The sequence below is a fragment of the Pareuzebyella sediminis genome (assembly GCF_008367235.1).
GTDB lineage: Bacteria > Bacteroidota > Bacteroidia > Flavobacteriales > Flavobacteriaceae > Pareuzebyella > Pareuzebyella sediminis.
The window spans coordinates 416657-441014 of the sequence record NZ_VTZS01000001.1 but is presented as its reverse complement, the minus strand read 5'-3'; the positions used below and the strand labels follow the sequence as shown (position 1 = coordinate 441014).

Below are 24358 nucleotides of genomic sequence, written 5' to 3'. Positions count from 1 at the left end.
TCTAAAGTGGATAGCGATTGCACATACAAACATATTTGAATGAAAAAAAACATACTATTAATAGGAGGATCTCACGGTATCGGTCTGGCTTTGGTCAAATTGATGGAAAAGGAGTACAACGTGTTTGTCGCCTCTAGAAGTTCTGAGGGACTTAATGATACAGATTCTGTTCATATTCCGTTTGATGCAACTACGGACGAATTGAATACAGAAGACCTTCCTGAAACCTTACATGGTTTTGTGTATTGCCCAGGGAGCATCAACTTGAAACCTTTTAAAATGCTTTCTTTAGATACCTTTGAGGAAGATATGCAGTTGAATTTCTTCTCTATGGTAAAAATAATCAAAGAAATCATGGGTAAAATGGCAGATGGGGCAAGTGTGGTCTTGTTCAGTACGGTAGCCGTCGGAACCGGAATGCCATTTCACACCAGTGTAGCAGCTGCAAAAGGTGCCATCGAAGGCTTTGCTAAATCTTTGGCGGCGGAATATGCCCCTAATCTAAGGGTCAATGTAATAGCACCTTCCTTGGTGGACACTCCTTTGGCGGATCGTCTGCTCAACAATGACAAAAAACGTGAAAAAATGGCCGATCGCCACCCACTCAAAAGAGTAGGTAAACCTAAAGATATTGCAAATATTGCCGCCTTCTTATTGGATGACAAAAGCACTTGGATCACGGGTCAAATCGTTGGAGTCGACGGCGGGCTTTCTACTTTAAACGTTACTTAGTACCGCGTATAGAGACAAACATGGCCATTGACTTTTTTCAAAATATATTAAGCACGCTATTCCATGAATAAGAAAATTTCCATTTTTTGGTTCCGTAGAGATTTACGGCTTGACGACAACGTTGGTTTTCTTGAAGCGCTCAAGGGAAATTTTCCTGTACTGCCGCTCTTTATTTTTGATACCGAAATAGTAGAAAAGCTACCTAAAAACGATGCCCGGGTAACCTTTATTTATGATAAGCTTCAGCACATGAGAGAAACATTGCAAAAAGAGCATGAAAGCTCGATTGCAATACACCATGGGAAGCCTATAGATATTTTTAAGGAACTGACCAAAACGTATCAAATACAAAGTGTTTACACCAATCATGATTATGAACCTTATGCTAAAAAAAGAGATGCCGAGGTCGAAAAATTTCTTGGGGAGAACAGTATTGGTTTTAAGACCTATAAAGATCAGGTAATTTTCGAAAAAGATCAAATCGTAAAGGATGATGGAGACCCTTATGTGGTCTACACCCCTTACATGAAGAAATGGAAAGCGGCCTTTGAAAGCGACACCCATCTTAAGATACACTACACCAGTCAATATTTGAAGAATTTGGTGAAGCATACTCGACTGCCCAATCTAACCTTATCAGATATGGGTTTTGAAACATCATCCTTAAAAGTTCCTGAATATGTGGTCACACCGACCTTAATCCAAAATTATGAGGATACCCGGAATTTCCCTGGAATTGAAGAAGGTACCTCTCGACTAGGGCCCCACCTGAGATTTGGTACCGTATCCATACGTAAAATGATGAAAAAAGCCATTGCCGAGAAAAATGAGGTATTTTGGAGCGAACTCATCTGGCGCGAATTTTTTATGCAAATCTTGTGGCATTTTCCAAGAACGGTAAACGAAGCATTCAAAAAAAAATACGATCGTATCGACTGGCGTAATGATGAGGCCGAGTTTGAAAAATGGAAAAACGGAAAGACGGGCTTCCAACTTGTCGATGCAGGAATGAGGCAGTTGAACCAATCGGGCTACATGCATAATCGTGTACGTATGTTAGTGGCCAGCTTTTTATGCAAACACCTGCTTATCGATTGGCGTTGGGGCGAGGCCTATTTTGCAGAAAAGCTCTTAGATTATGAAATGAGCAGTAATGTCGGTAATTGGCAGTGGGCGGCCGGTAGTGGTGTGGATGCCGCACCTTATTTTAGGATTTTCAATCCGATGACCCAAGTAGACAAATTTGATAAAGACAGAACATATATTTCGAAATGGATTCCTGAATATGATTCCAAATCCTACCCTGACAAAATGGTAGATCACAAAAAAGCGCGTGAACGCTGCCTGAAAACCTACAAAGAAGCCGTGGGTTAAAGAACATGACCTTCTTGAACTACGGAAAAAACCCATCCGTTTGGATGGGTAACTTATAATTAGCCTTCTGGTTACTATCGCGATAGTTGCTCTTCGACTTGTTCGATTTCCGCCATGCGATACCGTAAAAGATTAAGATAGCGCAATGCATCTTTATTTCTATAATCTGTATAGGACTTTGATGCCCACTGCACGGCATTTTCGAGATCACCGTTTATTTCATTGATAATCGCCATGTTATAACAGGCTCTACCGGCCACTTTCCCTTTAGGATTGCTTACCTCCTGCTCCCATAGGTCAGCCGCTCCGTCCCAGTCGCCGGTCTGTGCTCTTCGCTTGGCCATCACAAAATTATTCGTTCCCCGAACAAAATAATCTCTCGCAATTCTTTTCCGTATCGGGATAAGGTCAAAAGCATAGGCATTTCCAAGGTGAGTACTGTGCTGCAACACGGCTTCCTTCCGGCCGATAACCGCCTCAACGGCTTTCACCGGGTTTATTCCTTTTCCCACCGAAACAATATGATCGTTCAACAGATATTCATCTACGACCAATTTTGCCTGAGGATCATAGATGCGCCATCCGTTTTTGATAGCCGTATTCAGAGTAACCTTATGCCCAGGAACCGATGCCTTAATACCTATATTGTTCGGAATGGCAACACTGGTCATTTCGTAATCTACACGGGTATCGGTGTCATAGAACTCGAGCGAAAACAAGGCATCTAGGTCATAAGCTTCACAAATTAGTTCAACCGCTTCCCAACTTAAGGCCGCCGGAAAAACTCCAAGGCCCTTTCGTTGAATTTCAATGCTATCGATAACCGCAACCGATTCAAACTTTTTATTTTTAGACAATTCATGAAATAGACCGGTTATGGCCGCTTCAGCCCCTTCCTTATCAAGGTTTCGCCCCTCCAACGATAAGATCTTATCTATTTTATCAATGGCAGAATTTGATTCGGAAGGTATGCTTCGGTTGATAATACCAACCTTAACAATATGGGAAGGTAAATTGATCCTCGCAGGCTCTACAGCACCCATGGTCAATCTATTCGTTGCGCTACATCCAACAAAAAAAAGACTGCCGAATGTCATTAGTAGGAGAAGGTTAAGTTTTTTCATAAAAATATTTTGGTTTAACGTTTTGATTTGGGACAAACGCTTGATAATTAACTCAAAGAGTGTTCGAAATATTGTTCAGAGACACGTAAAACTGAACTTTAGTGTGACATGGAAAAGAAAAAAATCGGCCTATACCCTATTCCCTTAATTCAATTCTAGGGAATTTTTTAGTTATCTTGAGGCCGCATCATGTGACCCATTGAATTTTATGAAAAGTGGGTATAATTATTCGATAAAGAAAAAAATTAAATCTAGATGAAAAAGATTTTGATAATCCTATTTGTCCTACCAATAACCTACTCAGGTTGGTCACAAGCCTTTGACTTTAAAATAGACCATTTTGCCCTTGTGGTCGAAGACTCGGATATCAGTGCAGAATTCTACGGAAAAATTTTGGGATTGAGAGAAACACCCCATCCTGATCGATCGCCTGGCTTTCGATGGTTCATCGTAAGTGGGAATTCCCAAATTCATCTCATCGAAAAAGATTTTGCACCGTTTGAAAAGAACAAGTCGATGCACCTTTGCCTTTCAACACGAGCCCTAGATCAATTCATTGCCCACCTTGAAGCCCATGGTATAACGTACTGGGACTGGCCAGGCGAAAAAAATGCGGTTACCCACCGATCCGATGGGGTTCGGCAAATATACATACAAGACCCCGACGACTATTGGATAGAAATAAATGACGCCAAGCACTGATTCGGTAGTTAAGAAAAAAAGAACGCATGCCTTGTGGTATAAGTGGCAGAAGTATAGTATTTATTTAAGTAGTTAACAATACAAACATGAAAAAAGCGATCAAAAACATATTTACACTTGGATTTCCCTGGCAGACCCAAGACCCCTTTTTATTCTGTGTCTATCATCTAGACCATTATCCTAAGGGAAGAGAAGACATGTCGCCGGCAGCTTCTTTAGAAGGACGTAATTTAGGGAACGATTTCACTATTAAAGATGGGTGGAGAATGTACCATGGGCAGACCATACCAGGCTTTCCAGCCCACCCCCATCGCGGGTTTGAAACCATTACCATAGTGAACAAAGGTTTTTGTGACCATTCAGATTCGTTAGGGGCCGCAGGTCGCTTTGGCGAAGGTGACGTGCAGTGGATGACCGCTGGTAACGGGGTACAGCATTCCGAAATGTTTCCCCTTTTAGAAACCGATAAAGAAAACACCTTGGAACTGTTTCAAATTTGGCTCAATCTTCCGCAGAAAAGCAAATTTGTCGACCCGCATTTCAAAATGTTATGGCATGAGGACATTCCTATAATTACTTCCGAAGGTACCCGAATAAAAATAGTGGCCGGAAGTTATGGAGAGGCAGATGCACCTCCTCCTGCACCCGATTCATGGGCTGCCGATAAAAGCAACGAGGTTGCTATATGGAACATACAGATAGAACCTCATTCTACGTGTACCCTCCCCAAGGCCAGTAAGGGCATAAACCGAACTCTTTATTTTTACGAAGGCGATACTATTTCCTTGGAGGATACTAGCATCACGCCGAACCAAGGTATCGAACTCAACGCTGAAGAAGAAATTGTGATACAGGCCGGACAAAAATCTGCATACCTCTTACTACTTCAGGGTAAACCCATCAATGAACCGGTAGCCAAGTACGGCCCGTTTGTCATGAATACCCAAAAGGAAATTCAGGATGCCATGGAGCAGTATAGATTGACCCAATATGGAGGTTGGCCATGGCCTCATGCAGATAACGTACACGACAAAGAACGTGGGCGTTTTGCCAAATACCCTGATGAGACCCTTGTTGAAAAATAGTGTGTGCGCTGGACTTTAAATAGTCTGGAGTCGAAGGCTCTTTTAAGTAAAGTCTAGGAAACGGAATAGCCCTCTGCCAAAAGTCCATCTACCTTCTCGGGATGTCTTTTAATGTAGGCCGCCACAAAGGGGCATAGGGCGCCAGTTTGAGATTATTTTCCCTGATGTAATCCAAAACTTTCGAAACGATGGTACTTCCCACACCCTTTCCTTCGAGGCTTTTAGGCACTTCTGTATGCGTGAGGAAGATTTTGTTTTCTTTAGCCCTTATAAAATCTATGAAAGCAACCTGCCCGTCGACATTTAGTTCAAAACGGTTCTTCGGTACGGAAACGATATCAAGCTGAAGTCTATCTAAGTAATTCTTTGCCAAGAATTCTAATTTTGCTGTCTCTATACCCTCACAATGTTCGCTCCGATAGCTCGTAGACGCTCATCGATGTTCTCATAGCCCCGATCAATTTGTTCGATATTGTGAATGGTAGAAGTACCTTTGGCCGACAAGGCGGCTATTAAAAGAGAAACCCCTGCTCGAATATCTGGGGAAACCATGGTTGTGGCTTTCAGGGTCGATTTGAAATCATGTCCTATGACGGTGGCCCGATGGGGATCACAGAGAATAATCTTCGCCCCCATATCTATCAACTTATCAACGAAGAAGAGTCGACTTTCAAACATTTTTTGATGGATAAGTACTTCACCTTTGGCCTGTGTGGCAACCACTAGAATTATGCTCAGCAAATCAGGGGTAAGTCCTGGCCATGGAGCGTCTGCTATGGTCAGAATCGAACCATCAATAAAATTCTGTATTTCATAGCCTTTTGTGTGCTTAGGAATAAAAATGTCGTCATTTTTGCGCTCCACTATAATTCCCAACTTTCTAAAGACGGTAGGAATCTGTCCTAAATCGTTCCAGCTCACATTTTTGATGGTCAGTTCGCTCTTGGTCATTGCCGCCAGACCGATCCAACTACCGATTTCAATCATATCGGGTAACATGGCATGCTCGGTGCCCCCCAAGGTTGCGACGCCTTCTATTTCTAATAAGTTGGAACCTACCCCAGCTATCTTTGCGCCCATACGGTTCAACATTTTGCATAACTGTTGCAGGTAAGGCTCGCAAGCGGCATTATAGATCGTAGTTTTCCCTTCTGCAAGCACCGCAGCCATTACAATATTTGCTGTACCGGTAACGGAAGCCTCATCAAGAAGCATATAGGTACCCTTCAACTTTTTGGCTTCTACGCCATAAAAATGCTCTTCCCTGTTATACCGGAACTTGGCTCCGAGTTTAATAAAACCTTCAAAATGGGTATCAAGTCGTCGTCGACCTATTTTATCACCACCGGGCTTCGGAATATACCCCCGACCAAACCGTGCTAAAAGAGGACCTACTAACATGATGGAACCCCTAAGGCCGCGACCATCCTCTTTAAACTTCGCGGATTGCATATAATCCAAGTTGATTTCGTCTGCCTCGAAGGTATACGTACCTTTTTCCTTCTTACGTATTTTAACCCCCAAATCTTCCAAGAGGGTAATCAATTTATTGACGTCGACAATATCTGGAATATTACTGATCGTAACTTTTTCGGCAGTCAAAAGTACTGCGCACAAAATCTGTAAGGCCTCGTTTTTTGCGCCTTGTGGCGTAATTTCACCGGAGAGCTGGTGACCGCCTTCAATTTTAAAGGTACCCATAAAAGAAGGAAAATATTAGTATCGCTTTTTGCCGCGATTGCTGTTTCGTTGGTTTTTTTTCCCTGAATTGCTCCTAGGTGACTTAGAAACCCGATTCTTAAGAAATTGACCACTATCCGTGAGATTTTCTCCGGTCAAGTCGATTTGACCATCACTTAGTTCGTAGAGGTGTTTGAAAATCACTTTGTCATCGACCGTGTCCTTGTTCCAATTTAAATAACACTTTTTCATGTGATTGGCGATGGCGTATTCAAGACCGTCTCGCATATCTCCTTTTTCCCACTTCACGGCTACGTCGATCATTCGTTTAATATTGTTGCCGTAAAACCGATATTTAGGATGGTTTTGAGGATATTCCAACGGTTCGGGCCGCTGTTGTAAAACCTCTTTACTGGTAATGGGAAAAGGTGACTTCACATCCAATTTAAAATCGGACATAATGAACAATTGATCCCAAAGCTTATGTTGAAAATCGGGTACGTCCCTCAAATGGGGCTGTAAATTGCCCATGACACTAATTATGGCCTGGGCTACGCGGTTTCTTTCCTCGTCGTCTTCTATCGATACCGCATGATCTACCATTTTTTGAAAATGACGCCCATATTCAGGAATGATAAGCCGTGACCGCTCTGTATTGTATTCTAGGTTTTCTACTAAATTCAAATTGAAAATTTTTGCTTAGGGTTAATTTAAGGAGGTATTCTTAATAACGTGTGCAAATTAATAAAATTATAGCTTAAAAACTATTTTGGCCGTGCCCAACTGATCCCTGACAAAATTCGAAGCCGATAATCCAAAAATAAAAAGGAAACTGTTGATTTATTTTGGTTGTAAAAGTACCCTAATAGCTCAAGAGACTTTATTTCAAAAGTTATTCGCCAAAAATTTTATAATGATATGACACCTTCTACTTTTCCTACTTCCTGATATTTCTCTATAACCTCATCCGGATTATTCAGATTGACGGTAATCGAAACACTGGTGTATTTTCCTTTTTTAGATTGTTTTGACTCGATTACCGCCCCCGTATTGTCAAATATTTTGTGTATCTGCTTGATTTTCTCAGGATCGCTCAAAACGATAAATTTATAGAGATAATCAGAAGGCCAGTTGGTACTTTCCTCTAGTTGCTCGCGAAGACGGGCATAGAATTCTTCTGCATTTTCTTTGTTCATAGATTTGTTTTGGACAAAGGTAACGGTTCATGAGTGATTTTAAAATCCTTCGGGAATGATTACTTTTACTAGATTAAGCATTGTGCCATTGGGAACAAAGAAAATAGTCATCACCGGAGGGCCAAGTACCGGTAAAACCTCGGTCATACAAAACTTGGAAGCCAAAGGTTTCACTTGTGTACACGAGCTTATACGCAGCATGACCGCGTCTGAAAAGAATGGTACGAATCCTGGAGTATTTACCTCCAATCCAATCGTTTCGGTCGATGACCCAGTTAAATTCAATAAACAATTACTCAAGGGTCGAATCGAACAGTATAAAAGTTCGGAAATGGAAGAAAGCAATGTCATTTTTTTTGATCGTGGAATTCCTGATGTGCATGCTTACATGAACTGTTTTGGGCAATCGTACGATAAAGCTTTTGAGGCCCCGGCTTACCAGTATAGATATCAACAGATTTTAATAATGCCCCCATGGCAAGATATCCATGTGGTAGATGAAGAGCGCTTTGAGTCTTTTGAAGAATCTCAAAATATTTACGCGCATTTGAAAGACACCTATGAAAATTTCGGCTATTCTCCCACCATTGTGCCCAAAGGCTCCATAGAAGAACGTACCGCCTTTATCATCGATATTTTAAGACTTTAGTAATGGAAAAAGATCCCCTTTCGATATTGCGTACTTACTGGGGCCATTCAAGTTTTAAAGGTTCCCAAGAGCGAATCATCCAGACCGTTCTCAAAGGTAAAGATGTATTGGCACTACTGCCTACCGGGGGAGGAAAGTCGGTCTGTTTTCAGATACCTGCATTGGCACAAGAAGGCATATGTATCGTTGTGTCACCACTCATCGCTTTGATACATGACCAAGTCAATAGCCTCAGAAAAAAGGGTATAAAAGCCCTCGCACTCACAGGTACCATACCTTTTAACGAACTTGTAGACGTACTCGATAATTGTATGTTCGGAAACTATAAATTCGTCTATTTGTCACCCGAACGTCTTCAACAAGAGCTTGTACAAGATAAGCTACGCCAAATGAATGTCAACCTTGTAGCCATCGACGAGGCCCACTGTATTTCTCAATGGGGACATGATTTCAGACCTGCATATCTTGAATGTAGCATTATAAGATCACTTTTACCAGAAGTACCCATTATTGCACTAACCGCGACAGCAACAGAGCAAGTAGCCAATGACATAATCGTCAATTTAAAATTAACCAGACCTTTAGTCGCCAAAGATTCCTTTATAAGGAAAAATATCTCCTTTAGGGTGTTGTGGGAAGAAGATAAACGATATCGATTAAAAAGAATTTGTACTGAAACCAAAGGGAGCATAATAGTGTATGCGGGCACAAGAAGACTAACCCAAGAACTATCACAATTTCTGAATGGCAATGGAAGTACTGCCACATATTTTCATGGCGGAATAACTAAAAAGGAAAAAGAGCAGAAACTACATCTTTGGTTAAACGACCGAATAAAAATTATGGTCGCTACCAATGCATTCGGCATGGGAGTCGACAAACCCGATGTGCGGTTGGTCATACATTATCAAATACCGGATTGTATTGAAAATTATTATCAAGAGGCAGGAAGGGCAGGAAGGGATGGAGCACCTGCAAAGGCTCTTTTGGTAACAAACAGGGCCGATGAAATGCAGCTCAACCATCAGTTTCATGGTGCCCTGCCCGATATTCATACCCTAAAAAAAGTATATCAGAAACTGAACAATTACTTCCAGATAGCTTACGGAGAGTACACCGATGATGTCTTTAAATTCAGTTTTAACGACTTTATCGAGGCGTATGATCTCAATTCGTATCGCACGTATAATGCTTTAAAAGTCTTAGATCAAAATTCTGTAATTGCCCTTTCCGAATCCTTCTCTAAAAAAACAAAGATTCACTTTGTCGTATCAAAAGATAGAATTTTCGATTATTTAGAAAGAAACCAAAAGAGCGCTCCCATCATACAGGTTATTCTTAGAACTTACGGCGGTATTTTCGATTTCGAAACCAAAATAAAGGTACCGTTGATTGCCAAGAAGGCTAATGCCCCAATAGCCCGTGTAATGCAGGTGCTAGAGCAACTGGCTAAAGATGGGGTTATCACTTTCGATGCGCAAGAGAGTGATCTTGAAATAAATTTCCTTGTACCTCGTGAAGATGATTATACCATAAACGCCTTTGCCAATAAAATCGAGAAGCATAATGAGGTTAAAATCGAAAAACTTGAAAAGATGCTCCGATACGTACATAATGAAAAAGTGTGTCGAAGTCGAGAGATTATGGCCTATTTTGGAGAAAATGAAAGTGATGATTGCGGTATTTGTGATATCTGCATGCGCCGGTCGAACACAAAAATCTTAGATACCGAAAAGCTTGCGCATGACATATTGGTTCATTTAAGCGCAGAAAAACAATCTTCAAGAGCCTTGATCGAATCCCTGTACGCTGACGAAAGGTCCATTTTACTGGTAATACGTAGCCTTTTAGAGGATGGAAAAATTAGAATCAATACTAAAAATGAATATGAAATCTGCTAAAAAAAGAGAACTTCGAATTGTTTTTATGGGTACGCCCGAATTTGCTACGGCTTCTTTGGCCAGACTGATCGAAGAAGGGTACCGTATTGTAGGGGTCATTACCGCTCCCGATAAGCCTGCCGGAAGAGGCAGAAAGCTCCAACAATCCGATGTTAAGCGTTTCGCCATAACAAAAGGTCTCAAAATAATGCAGCCTACCAATTTGAAGGACGAAACTTTTCTATCACAACTCAAGGCATTGAATGCCAATCTACAAATAGTGGTCGCTTTCAGAATGTTACCCAAGGCCGTGTGGGCTATGCCCGTTTTTGGCACCTTCAACCTACACGCTTCTTTACTGCCTGATTACCGTGGTGCTGCACCGATAAATTGGGCCATCATAAATGGAGAATCACAAACCGGTGTCACTACCTTCTTTATTGATGATAAAATCGATACCGGCGAAATCATCCTTCAGGAAAAAGTAGCTATTACAGAAGAAGAGACGGCAGGAATGCTTCATGACAAACTAATGGAAATGGGTGCCGAACTCGTTCATAAAACTGTTAGGGCAATCGAACATGACCAAGTAGAGACAAAATTACAACAAGGCGGGCCGCAATTGAATATTGCCCACAAAATATATAAGGATACCTGTAGGATCGATTGGACGATGTCTTTAAACACCATCTATAATAAAATTAGGGGGATGAGCCCCTACCCCACAGCTTGGACCAAATTATTGAACGGAGATGAAGAACTCATGGTCAAAGTGTATTTAGCTAGAAAGGAAAGAAAGGAACATCAATGGCCTTTAGGAAAATTGTTTTCTGATAAGAAAGAGCTTAAAGTTGCTGTCGATGGAGGCTTTATTTATCTTTTAGAACTACAGTTACCCGGTAGAAAAAAAATGAAAATACAAGACGTGCTCAACGGCCTTACATTACACGAAGATGCCAAAGTTTGCTAAAGCCCCGTGTTTAGAGGGCTGCGGGAAACGTAAAAAAAGCCCTACTTTATCAACAAACGCCCCGAGTTATCAACAAAAACGGCGATTTACCCCCATTTTACTTGCGTTCGACGCAATTCCGTATAAATTTGTTGGACGTTTAAAAATTTATTCACAACAATTAATTTAAAGACATTATGAACAAAACAGAATTGATCGATGCAATGGCAGCAGATGCCGGCATCACAAAAGCAGCTGCAAAAAAAGCATTGGAGTCTTTCCTAGGTAACGTTGAAGGTGCTCTTAAAAAAGGAGATCGTGTTTCTTTGGTAGGTTTCGGTTCTTGGTCAGTATCAAGAAGGAATGCAAGAGAGGGAAGAAATCCTTCTACCGGAAAAACTATAAAAATTGCGGCTAAAAATGTCGTTAAGTTCAAGGCTGGTTCAGATTTGGCAAGTTCAGTGAACTAGTTTATTGATACATAATAATCTAGAGCACCCGTCGAAAGCGGGTGCTTTTTTTATGAATGATACTTGGTTTTTATAAGAATTGTCTTATTTTAGATTTAGTTAACATTCTTAGCCATGGTCGACCTTAAACCGAAAAAGGGCAAACTTTTAATTGCGGAACCGACTTTAACGGGCGACGTCTCTTTCAATCGCTCCGTCGTTCTTTTGGCCGAACACAACGAAGAAGGCTCTGTTGGTTTTATCTTGAATAAACCCTTGGAATACAACATAAGTGATCTTGTGACCGAAATCGAAATTCCCTTACAGGTATACAATGGTGGACCGGTGGAGCAAGACAACCTCTATTTTATTCATAAAGTGCCTGAATTAATTGCCAACAGCGTAGAAATATCGGACGGTATCTATTGGGGAGGCGATTTTGATAAAACTATCAATCTCATCAATAAGCAAATAATCTCAGAGCAAGATATACGTTTTTTTCTCGGTTATTCAGGATGGTCCTCTTTACAGCTCGACCAAGAGTTGTCCTCAAAATCATGGGTCGTTGTAAAGAACGACTATGAAAGTGATCTCATTCATAAATCTTCCGAAGCTTTTTGGAAAGAAAAAATGATCGAACTCGGAGGGAATTATTTGCTCTGGTCGAATTCCCCTGAAAACCCTAGCCTTAATTAGTAGTTCATTCTTTCAAGAAAATCTTGCGGCAGCATTGAGTTTGCCCAATAAATCTCTTGCCACTGCTTTGTTGAACGTTTTCTTTCGATATTTTGTTATGGGTTGTATTCCTACTATGCTATTGGTGATAAAAATTTCATCTGCCTTTTGAAGTTCAAAGGGAGAAACAGATGCTTCTTCCAATTCATAATCGTCCAATTTACCCAAAAGTTCGATTAACTTTCTTCTAATAACCCCATCGATACAGCCGTCCTGTAATGGCGGTGTCTTGACATGCATCCCCTTTACCAAGAAAATATTACCGTTCAGGGCTTCGATAACGCTTTTGGCATTGTTCAACAACAGGCAGTTTTGATACTCGTTTTCTTTCGCAAAGATGCTACCTACGATATTAATAATCCTGTTATTTGTCTTTAGGTTAGAGAGCATATCACTGGCGACATAAAAGTCTTTGAACAGTTCTACTTCATAAGAACCTTCATTAAGTACAAAAAACGAATGCTTCAATGGAGTAGTCTCAATAACAAAAGATACATCATTGGTCTTTGGTAGATACAAGCCCCCTATCTTTCTGAATACAGAAAGGCGAACTCGCGAGGCTGTCTGCCCCGAAATATTGGCATCGAGGGTCTGTTGTATTTGATCCTCGAGAAACTCCATAGTAAAATCCATGGGTATTTCCATCCGCAGAATACGCATTGAAGCCATTAGCCTCAAGTAATGGTCCTCCCAAAAAATCAACTTCCCGTTGATTGCCCGTAGGGTTTCGAACAACGCATCACCGTATCGAAGCCCCCTATTTTGGTGATTTAGAAAGGTACTATCTTCCTGAAGGATGTTTCCATCGTGATTTACCATAAAAAAAGCCTTATAAAATAAGGCCAAAGATAAGGTTAATGCCAGAAATTGTTTATTTAGATCCCAAAACCTGTTTTAAATCCGATACTTGGTTTGTCCACAACATTTTGGCTTCATCAATTTCATCGTCTTCGGCAAAATCAATAATAAAAAGAGAGACATCCTTGGTTATCTCATCCACAATGATTCGCATTTCAAAAAAAGAGTTGTCTTCATTCTCTTCCCAAGCAAACCTCACAAACTCATCACTCTTTCGTTTCAATAATTTAGCTTCTTCTTCTGATCCGTCCCAAATAAAACTGAACATTTCACCCCTAGAATTCACATTATCGGCAAACCACTCCGAAAGTCCCGAAGGAGTTGACAAATATTGATACAATAACTGGGGAGATGATTGTATGACAAATTCAAGTTCAAATTTTATTTTATCGCTCATTCTTTACTATTTTCTCTGGGCAATATATAGATTTCCTTATGATAAAAAAATAAAACAGGAGGAATATTTTTACGCACTTAATGTTGATGGACAAAAAATTAAACTTTATATTTGCAGCCGTTTTAAAAAATGTCATGGCGAGGTAGCTCAGGCGGTTAGAGCGCAGGATTCATAACCCTGAGGTCGGGAGTTCAAGTCTCCCTCTCGCTACATTATTAAATCATTAAAGACAAGCGGTTTAGTTCACCCTAGACCGCTTTTTTTATGGCTAGATGTAGTGAATGAGGTTACCTTGGAACACGACTTGACTAAAAAAAGAGTTGTTCGGAGTTCAAGGTTTACATCTCCATTGGGTATTCTACTGTGCCTTGTTACATTTATCTATCGCTCAAACACCCAAAAAACCGGGAAAATTGTTTAAATAAAATATATGCCAAAAAGTGATGCGATTTCTAACCCGAAAAGCGTTCTTCTCATACACCTTCAAATGGCCGTTTTCAGCCTCTTCAAGCAGCACATAGTTTTGGCACTTCTTGAGCTTTATCCTGATTCAATCAAGCGCAGGAATTTTCGAAGTAGCAGAAAGATAAGGGCCCGAAAGTCATTTTAGGGAGTCGCCGATACTTTGGCCTGCCCTTTATCCCTTGGGAATTGAACCAACCTACTTCTTCAAAACCTTTTCAATTCCTAAAGCATATAAGTCCATGAAATTTATTTGAAATTATATGTCATAGGATAGTAAAATACAGAATGATTATTTTGAAAATGTAAGCTGCTCTGGCAAGCATACAAAAAGTACTCTTCGATAGAAAGGAAATTCAAAAACTTTTAGAGAGGCTTTAATGTATCCATGTATGGTGAATTATTGGCTTGTGCATCGATTAAGATTGTTTTCAAATGTTATTGCTTGAGTTTTCAAATGTTAAATTGCTTCAGTGTAACCCATATGGGCCTAATAACCAATACCCACATTACTTTTAGAATTGATGGTGGTCTCGGGTATTGGCTATAAAACCTAATGATTACCTATAAACTGATGTGATTTTTTGAATATTATATATAAATTGAAATAGTGATCAATGCATCAAACATAATTCGTAGACCTCTTAATTGACTTTTTAGTATGAAATTGGTCTTATACCTCAAAGATTTGCTTGTTTTACTTTGGGTTTAGTGTATTTTTGATGTACACCAATTATTCAATTTTCAATGTCCGAACCGTCCTCAGCAGAAAAAAACCTATACATTATAATTTTTCTGAACTCTATCTATCCTATGGGAAAAGAATTAAGGTCTTTTCTAAGTAAAAATATAAAGAGTTGTCACTTTCAAAAAAATGAATTGATCGTTAAGGCTGGCGAAAAATGTGAAAGGCTATATTTAATTAAAGAAGGCTTGGTGAGAGGTTATTTCTATAACGGAAAAGAAGAAATAACCACTTGGATGGATAGTGAAAATGAAATATTTACGTCAATCACAGGTTTTTTTAGTAATAAGCCAGCCATGGAGAATATTCAATGTTTGGAAGATACCTACTGTGATTACTTGGACTATAAGGATTACAAATACTGTCTTGGGCATTTTTCAGAAATGAATCATATAAGCAGGATTATGTTGGAAGAATATTACAGGCTTTCTGAACAAAGGGTTTTATTGGCTAGAATTCCATCCGCAATAAATAGGCTCGATTATTTTATGGAACACAGCAAAATAGAATATGCCGAGCGCATTCCAAAGAAATATTTAGCCTCTTTTTTAGCCATGAGACCTGAAACACTAAGCCGTTTATTAAAAAAGTATAGCGATAACTAAAAATTGCGCTACTCATCGATAGAATATTACACTTTACCGATAATTTATTTTTATTTAAGGTGTAACATACTGGCAACCAATAATTTAATTTTTTATTTTTTCACTTTCTCCTTTACTAAGCTACATATTTAATTTTGTAAGAAATTACTTAAAATTGATATATGTCAATTCTACCATAAACACAATGTAATAAGGGTATAATAGTGGCGTTTTCCTACAAAATATGAGAGACATAAGTTTTCAATCCATACAAAAGCTTAAAATTCATTTGTTAAAACACATCAACCGGACCAACATTAAAATATATGATATAGTAAGCTCGAACCCTATACCATAATCCCGCAAATTTAGTGGCTACCGGTATGCAGATACCATAAATTTTAAAAGTCCCATATAGGGGGCCTAGGATTTCTTATGCCTATTTCAAAAATTTTATAAGGTGAAAATAAAATCCAATAAGAGCTTTAACCCATTGATATTGAAAGCATTAAATAATAAAAAGTAAGACCAAGTTTAATTTTACGCCGATAGTTCACAGAATCGGCTATCCCTAAATTCCTTAACCACATGAATTCAAAACCAAAAAAAACCTTATTCGTCGTTACACTAGTGCTCACTGTCTTTATACAGAATTTAATGGCACAGAACAATGGGTCCAATAGCACTCAAGACCTTTTATCCAAAGCTATTTCGGATGAAATTCTCTGGACCAAATCAGAAATAACCCTAAATGAAGTATCAAAAATTTATCTACTAGATCATGGTGTTGTTTTAGACCTACCAGAGCATTTTACGATTCAGGGTATCCCTATTGAAATCATACAAAAGAATCAAATTGAAAGTATTGGCAATTTTCCTCTGGTTCAGATCCATACATTGAATATAGGGGATGACAAGGCCTTGGTCAGAATATACCTTTCTCGAAAAGAAGCAGGTATTGATAATAACTACAATGCCGAATTTCAATTTACCAAGCAAAATATGGCTTGGGTATTAACCAACAAATTATAAAAATATGAAAGCAAACTTTATAAAAACCGGTATACTTCTGCTTTTTGGCTTGTTTCTAAATACAACCAATTTGTTGGCACAGACCAATAAAATATTGAACAATGATCGATTAAGAATAGGTAACGGTAGTCAAAACTCCATTAATTCCGCTGGAAATATGGAACAGCCTTTTTACTATAATGGAACTACGTACAGAAAGCTAACATATAGTGCTTATCCCTTGGACATACAATGGGGTATTGGTGGTGACGGAACCAACAACTGGAACATCAACGGATCTCTGGTACAGAACCCGGCATTAGGTAGCCAAACCTTTGATTACAGCAATTTTACGGTAACAAACCCTACCACTGGAGATGGATATGGCCAAATAAGAACTTCGGGTACCATCTTAATTAATGGCCAGGCGTTCGTGGTTGAAAGCACCTATGAACTCTTGCAACCTGAAGGTTATATTGGGATAAAGGTTAAAATTACCAATATCAGTGGGTCACCGGCCTCAAATGTTCGGCTCTGGGTAGGTACCAGAGATGACTTTGTGGGGGGTAGTGATGGTCCTACAAAAACCCGGGGGAATTTGATAGATGAAGAATTTGTGGCCATCTCGGCTATGACGGAGCAGGCCAAGGCCATCAAAATCTCTACTTCGCAAGAAGCCATTTTATTTTTCAGCAACTCTGACAGAGCGTATTCAACAATTAATAATTGCTGCAGTTTTTCCAATGCTACCAATCAAAATCCTGAAACCAACGTTATTACTCAAACCGGAGACGGTTCATACGCTCTTTATGTACGGTTTAATGATTTAGGTGTTAATGAAAGTGATGAGCTGATTTGGTATTATGGTGCGGGTACCCTACCCGAAATTGATGAGATTATAGCAAGGGTTGCTAGTGCCGCTATAGGTGCATTTGACAACATTACCTATAATTCTGCAGATTATGCAGCCACGACGGTAGAACCTGGTACGGGCTATTGGATATTGGTTCCCGACGGGGCCAATGCACCAACCGAAGCACAAATAAAAGCAGGTGCTGATTATGATGGTGTTACGCTTATTTCTTCTGGAAATGCCGCTATGCAGGCAGATGTAGAACATATTTTTAATTTAACTGGGCTATCTGCCTATACAGATTACGATTTTTACTTTGTTTCCGAATATTTTGATGGAGTGGATGATGTGTTCACTGAAACCATCAGTGAGGATTTACATACTAAGGAAGCACCCCCAGTGCTGGACTCATTTACTCCTGAAACAGCGGCTTATGGAGAAACTGTGACAATCTCTGGGTCTAATTTGTTGACAACCTCCGGTGTCACCATTGGAGGCCAGAATGCTACTTATACGGTCATCGACTCCGGAACCGTAGAGATAATTGTACCCAATGGTGCTGACGATTTTTATGTTGAATTGACCAATGAAAGTGGCACAAGTTACATAGAATCTGAAATTTCCGAAACGACTGGTAACTGCATTACTGGATGGTCAGGAGCATGGCAGACACTTACCCCTACTGAGAATGGTATTTTAAATACGGTGACCTTGAAACTGGACAATACCGATCTTAATAATGACTATGATTTGTTTCTTGAACTACATGAAACGGATAATGATCCGGCTTCTGCCAGTCCAGGTGTGAAATTTAACTCTTTGCTAGGCACTTCAGAGACGATTACCATGTCAGCGAATACTCCGGCAAGCGAGGTGCAGTTTACCTTTTCTTCCAATTTGGAGTTGGTGGGCAATGTGAGCTATTATATTGTTTTAAAAGAAGCCCCGGGCAATCCTTCGGGAACCGGTCTACAAGGTGTATATAAGCAGTGTTCCAGTAGTGGAACCACAGATGGGGGAGCAGGTAACGTGTTTGGTAGGTTGTACTATAAATTTACGGTTAACCCAATTTTAAACGTTAGTAATCCACCGACCGATATTTCAATTTCCCAAGCTTCAATTCAAGAAAATAATACAGTTAATCAGGTAGTAGGGTCATTTAGTACTACGGATGCCGATGTAGGTGATACACATTCATATGCCTTTGTATCAGGTTCGGGAGATACGGATAATGCTTCCTTTGTTATAAATGGAAGTGATCTGGAGTCAGGTGAAATATTTGACTATGAGACTAAAACATCCTACGCAATACGAATTTCGACAACTGATTCAGAGGGAAATAGTTTCGAAAAGAGTTTCACGATCTCCATTCAAGATGACACAGATGAAGATGGTGATGGAATAAATGATTCCTCTGACAACTGTCTTAACGTGGCCAACGCTGATCAGACCGATACGGACAGTGATGGCATGGGCAACGTATGCGACGAGGACGACGACAACGACGGTACCCCGGACACCGAGGACGCCTTCCCGTTGGATAATTCCGAGGATACGGATACGGATGGCGACGGAACGGGCGACAATGCCGATACCGACGACGACAACGATGGTACCCCCGATACCGAGGACGCCTTCCCGCTGGACGGGAACGAGGATACCGATACCGACGGAGACGGTACCGGCGACAATGCCGATACCGACGACGACAACGACGGTACCCCCGATACCGAGGACGCCTTCCCGCTGGACGGGAACGAGGATACTGATACCGACGGAGACGGTACCGGTGACAATGCCGATACCGACGACGACAACGATGGTACCCCGGATACCGAGGACGCCTTCCCGCTGGACGGGAACGAGGATACCGATACCGACGGAGACGGTACCGGTGACAATGCCGATACCGACGACGACAACGATGGTACCCCGGATACCGAGGACGCCTTCCCACTGGACGGGAACGAGGATACCGATACCGACGGAGACGGTACCGGTGACAATGCCGATAACGACGACGACAACGATGGTACCCCGGATACCGAGGACGCCTTCCCACTGGACGGGAACGAGGATACCGATACCGACGGAGACGGTACCGGCGACAATGCCGATACCGACGACGACAACGACGGTACCCCGGACACCGAGGACGCCTTCCCACTGGACGGGAACGAGGATACGGATACGGATGGCGACGGAACGGGCGACAATGCCGATACCGACGACGACAACGACGGTACCCCCGATACAGAGGATGCATTCCCGCTGGACGGGAACGAGGATACCGATACCGACGGAGACGGTACCGGTGACAATGCCGATAACGACGACGACAACGACGGTACCCCCGATACCGAGGACGCCTTCCCGCTGGACGGGAACGAGGATACCGATACCGACGGAGACGGTACCGGTGACAATGCCGATAACGACGACGACAACGATGGTACCCCCGATACCGAGGACGCCTTCCCGCTGGACGGGAACGAGGATACCGATACCGATGGAGATGGCAACGGCGACAATGCCGATGACGACGACGACAACGATGGTACCCCGGATGCAGAGGATGCCTTCCCGCTGGACGGGAACGAGGATACCGATACCGACGGAGACGGTAGCGGCGACAATGCCGATACCGACGACGACAACGATGGTACCCCCGATACAGAGGATGCCTTCCCGCTGGACGGGAACGAGGATACCGATACCGACGGAGATGGCAACGGCGACAATGCCGATGACGATATCGACGGGGATGGAATTCCAAACAATGAAGATCTTTATCCATATGGGGAATCGGAAGATAGGGACAACGACGGTGTTCCGGATGTTGACGATGCATTCCCCGACGACTCCAATGAGAGCATAGATAGCGATGGAGATGGTACAGGTGACAACGCAGATACTGATGATGACAATGATGGAGTCATGGATGATGAGGATGTCTTTCCTTGGAACCCTAACGAGCACCTTGATTCGGATAATGACGGTATTGGCAATAATACAGATGCAGATGATGATAATGATGGAATCAATGATGCTTCTGATAAATTCCCATTGGATCCAAGTGAGGATTCGGATATAGATAGCGATGGTATAGGCGACAATGCCGACCTTGATGATGACGGGGATGGAATATCCGATAGTGTAGACGCTTTTCCAACTAATAAGGAGCCCACTTTGGTACCGGCACAAGCCTTCACTCCAAATGGAGATGGAAACAACGACGCTTGGGTAATCCCAGGAATAGACAACTATCCCAATAACGTGGTGAAGGTCTATAATAGATGGGGGCATGAAGTATTTGCAATGCAATCCTATAATAATGATTGGGAAGGCTTTTACAAGGAGAATAGGGAGAAATTGCCGTCTGGTTCCTATTTATACGTCATCGACCTTGGCGACGGTTCCGAGGTGATCCGTGGATGGATATTTATAAACTATTAAAACAACCTAAAAAAAATAAAATGACACGCATTATAAATTTAAGTATTATCCTATTTGTCCTGCTTTCGGCAGGCATGGGCTGGAGCCAACAGGATCCCAATTATACCTTTTATAGATACAATATGAACATTTACAATCCCGCATATGCCGGAAACTCAGAAGGGGTTGAGTTTGTTCTCGGACTTCGAAGCCAATGGGCGGGCATTGAAGGTGCCCCTGAAAGTCAAAGTGCTATTTTTGGGATGCCCGTAGGCAAAAAGGTAGGGCTTGGTGTAAGTATAATCAACGATAAAACGTTCATCGAAACCCAAACTTGGTTGGCCCTTGATTTCTCCTATCACATTCAATTAAACGATGCAAACAGGATCTATTTTGGCCTTAAGGCAAGTGCAAACTCGTACGACGCGAATACTCAAGGTCTATTGACCTACGGAGTTGGTCAGGATGGTTCGTTGATGAATTTTGAAAGTCGTTTCACGCCGAACTTAGGTGCAGGGGTCTACCTGAAAAACGAGAGGTATTTTCTATCTTTATCCGTGCCAAAAATTTTGACACCTGACAGACTTCAAGAAACCAATGGCAATGCTTTTCTAGGTTCTGATAGAATGCATGCATACCTAGCAGGAGGTTATGACTTCTTTTTAGGGGCCAAGACCAAACTTCAGGCCTTGGGCATGGTCAGGTACGTTGATGCTTCCCCTATTTCATATGAAATTACCGGACTTTTGGATTTTGCGGAACGTTTTACCTTGGGTGCAGGGTATAGGTTTAATGAGAGCCTTAGTGGACTTTTCCTTTTCAAAGTTTCCAATGGTTTTGAATTAGGGTACGCCTACGAATCTGCTTGGCAAAGACCTATAGATGGTCTTGACCAAGGAACCCATGAAGTTTTCATGAGGTTTTTGTTATAAGGAAATTGGTCGTGTTTTTATACCACCACTGCAGCCTGTGATATGGTCCAGTGGTGGTTTTTAATTTTTTATTTAAATTTTAAGGAAATTAAGTTACCATAAAGCTGCACATGTTTTCATCACTATTTTATAAGATAATAGCCCCTTAGAGCCACATTATGGAGAGATACTGGTATCAAACAGTACATAACCATGAGGGCGAGAGTTCAAGTCTCCCTCTCGTTACATTATTAAATCATTTAGAACAAGCGGTTCAGTTTGCCCTAAACCGCTTTTTCATTGCCAGATATAGTGAATGGGTTACCTTGGAACATAAAAATATACACGGTCGTCAAAAAACTAAATATACTCATCTTAATATCTAGACGACCAAGGGGAAATGACCAAGTATTGGAACATCGATTGATCGTTCAGATCACGCATAAACCGAGCGATATGGAATTTATGACCATCTACGGGAAGGCATTCATCACTACCGACAGAAAAGTCTTGGAATAATAGTATAAACAAACCGACGATACGTGGTTCAATGGCGTTGATGACCCCAACCATACGGCACACTGGCCACTTGATTTTTTTTAAGGGCGAGAACCAAAGTTCCCCTACTTTTAGACATCGCACTTATAAAGAAATAGCCAGGTTGATAAAAACCACTTTATTTTCTATTTTTTCGATACCTTTATTATGACCCCAAACAAAGAATCAAGATACGGCCTTGCTGAAGAGATTTTTTATGCCCAAGGATATGATCAATAAGGTGACCCCTTTATTTTTTTTGATTTCGACATTCCTATATTCGCAGGTTTCCGAAATAAATATTTCAGGTACGGTAACCGATGTTTGGGAAACTCCTATTCCCGATGTTACCATTGTGGTTAAGGGCACCGACCGTGGTACCGTGACGGATAAAAACGGTGCGTTCAAGTTATTGGTAAATACCGGTGAGGTGTTGAAATTTTCTTCTTTAGGATACGGAAACGCTGAAATCAAGGTATCGGGCCAAACAAAAACCTTGCAAATCATTTTAGTGCCAAAAGCAACCCAATTGGATGAGGTAACGGTTGAACAAAAAAAAGAGCCATCCCAAAGCATAAGGCAAGACAGTCAATCTTCGATTAAAACCGCCCGCGGAATGCTGAGCAAAAAACGCTCTTCTTCCTTTTTTCGGATTGTTGACGGCAGTGAATTAACAATGGTCGGTTACGATTTCTTGACTTCTTTACAGAACCATGTGCCGAAGATGCGGGTAGTTAGACCGCCCGCAGCTTCATCCGTAGAAGTATATTTAAGCAGAATATCATATGCGAGTATCGACACCCTTGACCGTGCACCTAAGGCTATCTTTGACGTGGATGGGTTTATACAGGAAGAAGCACCGACCTACCTTTCATCGGCAGATATAGCCCAAGTGGCGATTCTTGAACGAAACTCTGCCATATCAAGATATGGGTCACAGGGTTTGGGCGGAGTCATCGTAATCAATACCAAGGCTCAAGGTCAAATGGAGGGTACGACACCAATCAAGCGATACGATAATATGAAACTGCTGGATAGCATTAGCGAACTGTTCGATGGAAAAACCTATATGGTTCCCAGCAGTTCCGAACGCATGAAACCCTTTTGGGACGCAACGGATAAGACCGAAATTTTCAATTTAATCGAGGCTTACGACGAGAAATGGAGCAATGATCCTTACATCAACCTAGACTTGGCCTACTTCTTAAGGGAACGCTGGGGCGAACATCGAAGGGCGGACACCCTGCTTCAAAATATTCGTTTAAAATTCAGCAACGAAGTGGCTATACTTAGGGCCGTAGCGTACCGCTATGACATTTTGGGTAAGACCGGCGAAGCATTACAAACATTTCATGAGATTTTGAAACTAGATCCGCTGTCGGCCCAATCTTATTTTGATGTAGCCAAAATTTATAGAGAGCAGGGTAATTATAAGAAAGCCAAGGAAATCTATACCCGCTATCGAAAAGAAAGAGCGGGAAGTGCTCTTTCCTATGATGAATATGGATCCGATATACTCATGTCACTCGCCTCAACGAACAATAGTTCTCCTAAAAAAAGGACAGCACTGTGGGACGATTTTGAAGAAAAAGCCCATATCAAAGTTAACCCTACCCGTATCGTAGCCAAATGGAACGACCCGGACATTGCCTTAGGGTTTCAAATAGTAAACCCGGAATCCGTGTACAGCACTTGGACCAATGCCATATCTAATGAGGAAAATTATGATGGCTCGTTGTTAAGGGGTTACAGCAGCACCCAATTTTTTATAGACGAACAACCAAAAGGCGATTGGCAGCTCAACCTAGGGTACTTTAAGGGGCATGGCGAACATCCTGCCTATGTATATGTAGTAGTCTATTTTGATTATGGTCTTGATACCCAACATCAAGAAGAACGGTTATTCAAATTGACCTCAGCATATGAGGGCTATGCCCTACTGACCGTCGACACATTGATGAAAAAATTGAGGGACTAAAACTCTGTGGTAAGTCAAAGTATACCTTTTAT

General features: G+C 41.4%; 22 protein-coding genes and 1 tRNA gene. 16 read left to right on the top strand and 7 right to left on the bottom strand.

The annotated features are described in order from the left end of the window. The first annotated feature begins 39 nt into the window (after nucleotides 1–39). Nucleotides 40–732, top strand: a complete 693-nt coding sequence (locus F2B13_RS01765) for an SDR family NAD(P)-dependent oxidoreductase (protein WP_149302908.1) — start codon at nucleotides 40–42, stop codon at nucleotides 730–732. Nucleotides 733–795: 63 nt separating this feature from the next. Beyond that, entirely contained in the window at nucleotides 796–2106 is a 1311-nt protein-coding gene (locus F2B13_RS01760; RefSeq protein ID WP_149302906.1) for a cryptochrome/photolyase family protein, read from the top strand. A gap of 74 nt (nucleotides 2107–2180) precedes the next feature. On the opposite strand, the gene F2B13_RS01755 is transcribed toward F2B13_RS01760, so the two are convergent. Further along, the gene (locus F2B13_RS01755; protein ID WP_149275524.1) at nucleotides 2181–3230 is read right to left on the bottom strand and encodes a DUF6340 family protein; all 1050 of its coding nucleotides are present in this window, start codon (nucleotides 3228–3230) and stop codon (nucleotides 2181–2183) included. 255 nt (nucleotides 3231–3485) lie between these two features. On the opposite strand from F2B13_RS01755, the gene F2B13_RS01750 reads away from it, so the two are divergent. Together F2B13_RS01750 and F2B13_RS01745 are read left to right on the top strand one after the other, a co-directional pair. Beyond that, complete coding sequence (locus F2B13_RS01750; protein ID WP_149275523.1) at nucleotides 3486–3932, top strand: VOC family protein; 447 nt, start codon at nucleotides 3486–3488, stop codon at nucleotides 3930–3932. An 86-nt stretch (nucleotides 3933–4018) separates the two neighbouring features. Then, complete coding sequence (locus F2B13_RS01745; protein WP_149302904.1) at nucleotides 4019–5017, top strand: pirin family protein; 999 nt, start codon at nucleotides 4019–4021, stop codon at nucleotides 5015–5017. Between the two features lie 88 nt (nucleotides 5018–5105). Here F2B13_RS01745 and F2B13_RS01740 read toward each other — a convergent pair whose 3' ends face one another. The 4 genes from F2B13_RS01740 to F2B13_RS01725 all read right to left on the bottom strand — a co-directional run bounded on the left by F2B13_RS01740 (nucleotide 5106) and on the right by F2B13_RS01725 (nucleotide 7893). Continuing rightward, nucleotides 5106–5390: a GNAT family N-acetyltransferase gene (locus F2B13_RS01740; RefSeq protein WP_232625178.1), complete on the bottom strand. Its 285-nt coding sequence runs from the start codon at nucleotides 5388–5390 to the stop codon at nucleotides 5106–5108. 20 nt (nucleotides 5391–5410) lie between these two features. Continuing rightward, entirely contained in the window at nucleotides 5411–6718 is a 1308-nt protein-coding gene (gene murA, locus F2B13_RS01735) for a UDP-N-acetylglucosamine 1-carboxyvinyltransferase (RefSeq protein WP_149275521.1), read from the bottom strand. Nucleotides 6719–6733: 15 nt separating this feature from the next. After that, complete coding sequence (locus tag F2B13_RS01730) at nucleotides 6734–7381, bottom strand: DUF4290 domain-containing protein (protein ID WP_149275520.1); 648 nt, start codon at nucleotides 7379–7381, stop codon at nucleotides 6734–6736. 224 nt (nucleotides 7382–7605) lie between these two features. Further along, nucleotides 7606–7893: a DUF493 family protein gene (locus F2B13_RS01725; RefSeq protein ID WP_149275519.1), complete on the bottom strand. Its 288-nt coding sequence runs from the start codon at nucleotides 7891–7893 to the stop codon at nucleotides 7606–7608. A gap of 55 nt (nucleotides 7894–7948) precedes the next feature. Between F2B13_RS01725 and F2B13_RS01720 the strand changes: the two genes are divergently transcribed. The 5 genes from F2B13_RS01720 to F2B13_RS01700 all read left to right on the top strand — a co-directional run bounded on the left by F2B13_RS01720 (nucleotide 7949) and on the right by F2B13_RS01700 (nucleotide 12516). After that, a complete protein-coding gene (locus tag F2B13_RS01720) occupies nucleotides 7949–8542 on the top strand; it encodes an AAA family ATPase (RefSeq protein WP_149275518.1) in 594 nt (197 codons plus the stop codon). 2 nt (nucleotides 8543–8544) lie between these two features. Further along, nucleotides 8545–10443 carry a RecQ family ATP-dependent DNA helicase gene (locus F2B13_RS01715; protein WP_149302902.1) on the top strand — a complete coding sequence of 633 codons (1899 nt, stop codon included), beginning with the start codon at nucleotides 8545–8547 and terminating at the stop codon, nucleotides 10441–10443. Next, complete coding sequence (fmt, locus tag F2B13_RS01710) at nucleotides 10430–11392, top strand: methionyl-tRNA formyltransferase (protein ID WP_149302900.1); 963 nt, start codon at nucleotides 10430–10432, stop codon at nucleotides 11390–11392. The genes F2B13_RS01715 and fmt overlap by 14 nt, the downstream gene beginning before the upstream one ends. A 176-nt stretch (nucleotides 11393–11568) precedes the next feature. Continuing rightward, the gene (locus F2B13_RS01705) at nucleotides 11569–11841 is read left to right on the top strand and encodes an HU family DNA-binding protein (protein ID WP_149275515.1); all 273 of its coding nucleotides are present in this window, start codon (nucleotides 11569–11571) and stop codon (nucleotides 11839–11841) included. 114 nt (nucleotides 11842–11955) lie between these two features. Then, nucleotides 11956–12516, top strand: coding sequence for a YqgE/AlgH family protein (locus F2B13_RS01700; RefSeq protein WP_149275514.1), 561 nt, complete (start codon nucleotides 11956–11958; stop codon nucleotides 12514–12516). A gap of 12 nt (nucleotides 12517–12528) precedes the next feature. Here F2B13_RS01700 and F2B13_RS01695 read toward each other — a convergent pair whose 3' ends face one another. Next, nucleotides 12529–13374: an aminotransferase class IV gene (locus tag F2B13_RS01695; RefSeq protein WP_149302898.1), complete on the bottom strand. Its 846-nt coding sequence runs from the start codon at nucleotides 13372–13374 to the stop codon at nucleotides 12529–12531. Nucleotides 13375–13426: 52 nt separating this feature from the next. Then, a complete protein-coding gene (locus tag F2B13_RS01690) occupies nucleotides 13427–13810 on the bottom strand; it encodes an START-like domain-containing protein (RefSeq protein WP_149275512.1) in 384 nt (127 codons plus the stop codon). 136 nt (nucleotides 13811–13946) lie between these two features. On the opposite strand from F2B13_RS01690, the gene F2B13_RS01685 reads away from it, so the two are divergent. The 7 genes from F2B13_RS01685 (at nucleotide 13947) to F2B13_RS01655 (ending at nucleotide 24326) form a co-directional block, all read left to right on the top strand. Next, a tRNA-Met gene (locus tag F2B13_RS01685) sits at nucleotides 13947–14020 on the top strand. A 1065-nt stretch (nucleotides 14021–15085) separates the two neighbouring features. Beyond that, nucleotides 15086–15622: a Crp/Fnr family transcriptional regulator gene (locus F2B13_RS01680; RefSeq protein WP_198439786.1), complete on the top strand. Its 537-nt coding sequence runs from the start codon at nucleotides 15086–15088 to the stop codon at nucleotides 15620–15622. A 567-nt stretch (nucleotides 15623–16189) separates the two neighbouring features. After that, nucleotides 16190–16633, top strand: coding sequence for a hypothetical protein (locus tag F2B13_RS01675; protein ID WP_149275509.1), 444 nt, complete (start codon nucleotides 16190–16192; stop codon nucleotides 16631–16633). A 4-nt stretch (nucleotides 16634–16637) separates the two neighbouring features. Beyond that, nucleotides 16638–20921: a thrombospondin type 3 repeat-containing protein gene (locus F2B13_RS01670; protein WP_149302896.1), complete on the top strand. Its 4284-nt coding sequence runs from the start codon at nucleotides 16638–16640 to the stop codon at nucleotides 20919–20921. A 20-nt stretch (nucleotides 20922–20941) separates the two neighbouring features. Next, complete coding sequence (locus F2B13_RS01665; RefSeq protein ID WP_198440064.1) at nucleotides 20942–21832, top strand: PorP/SprF family type IX secretion system membrane protein; 891 nt, start codon at nucleotides 20942–20944, stop codon at nucleotides 21830–21832. Nucleotides 21833–22111: 279 nt separating this feature from the next. Beyond that, nucleotides 22112–22330, top strand: coding sequence for a hypothetical protein (locus F2B13_RS01660; protein WP_149302892.1), 219 nt, complete (start codon nucleotides 22112–22114; stop codon nucleotides 22328–22330). 235 nt (nucleotides 22331–22565) lie between these two features. Continuing rightward, nucleotides 22566–24326: a tetratricopeptide repeat protein gene (locus F2B13_RS01655; RefSeq protein WP_149302890.1), complete on the top strand. Its 1761-nt coding sequence runs from the start codon at nucleotides 22566–22568 to the stop codon at nucleotides 24324–24326. The last annotated feature ends 32 nt before the right edge of the window (nucleotides 24327–24358 follow it).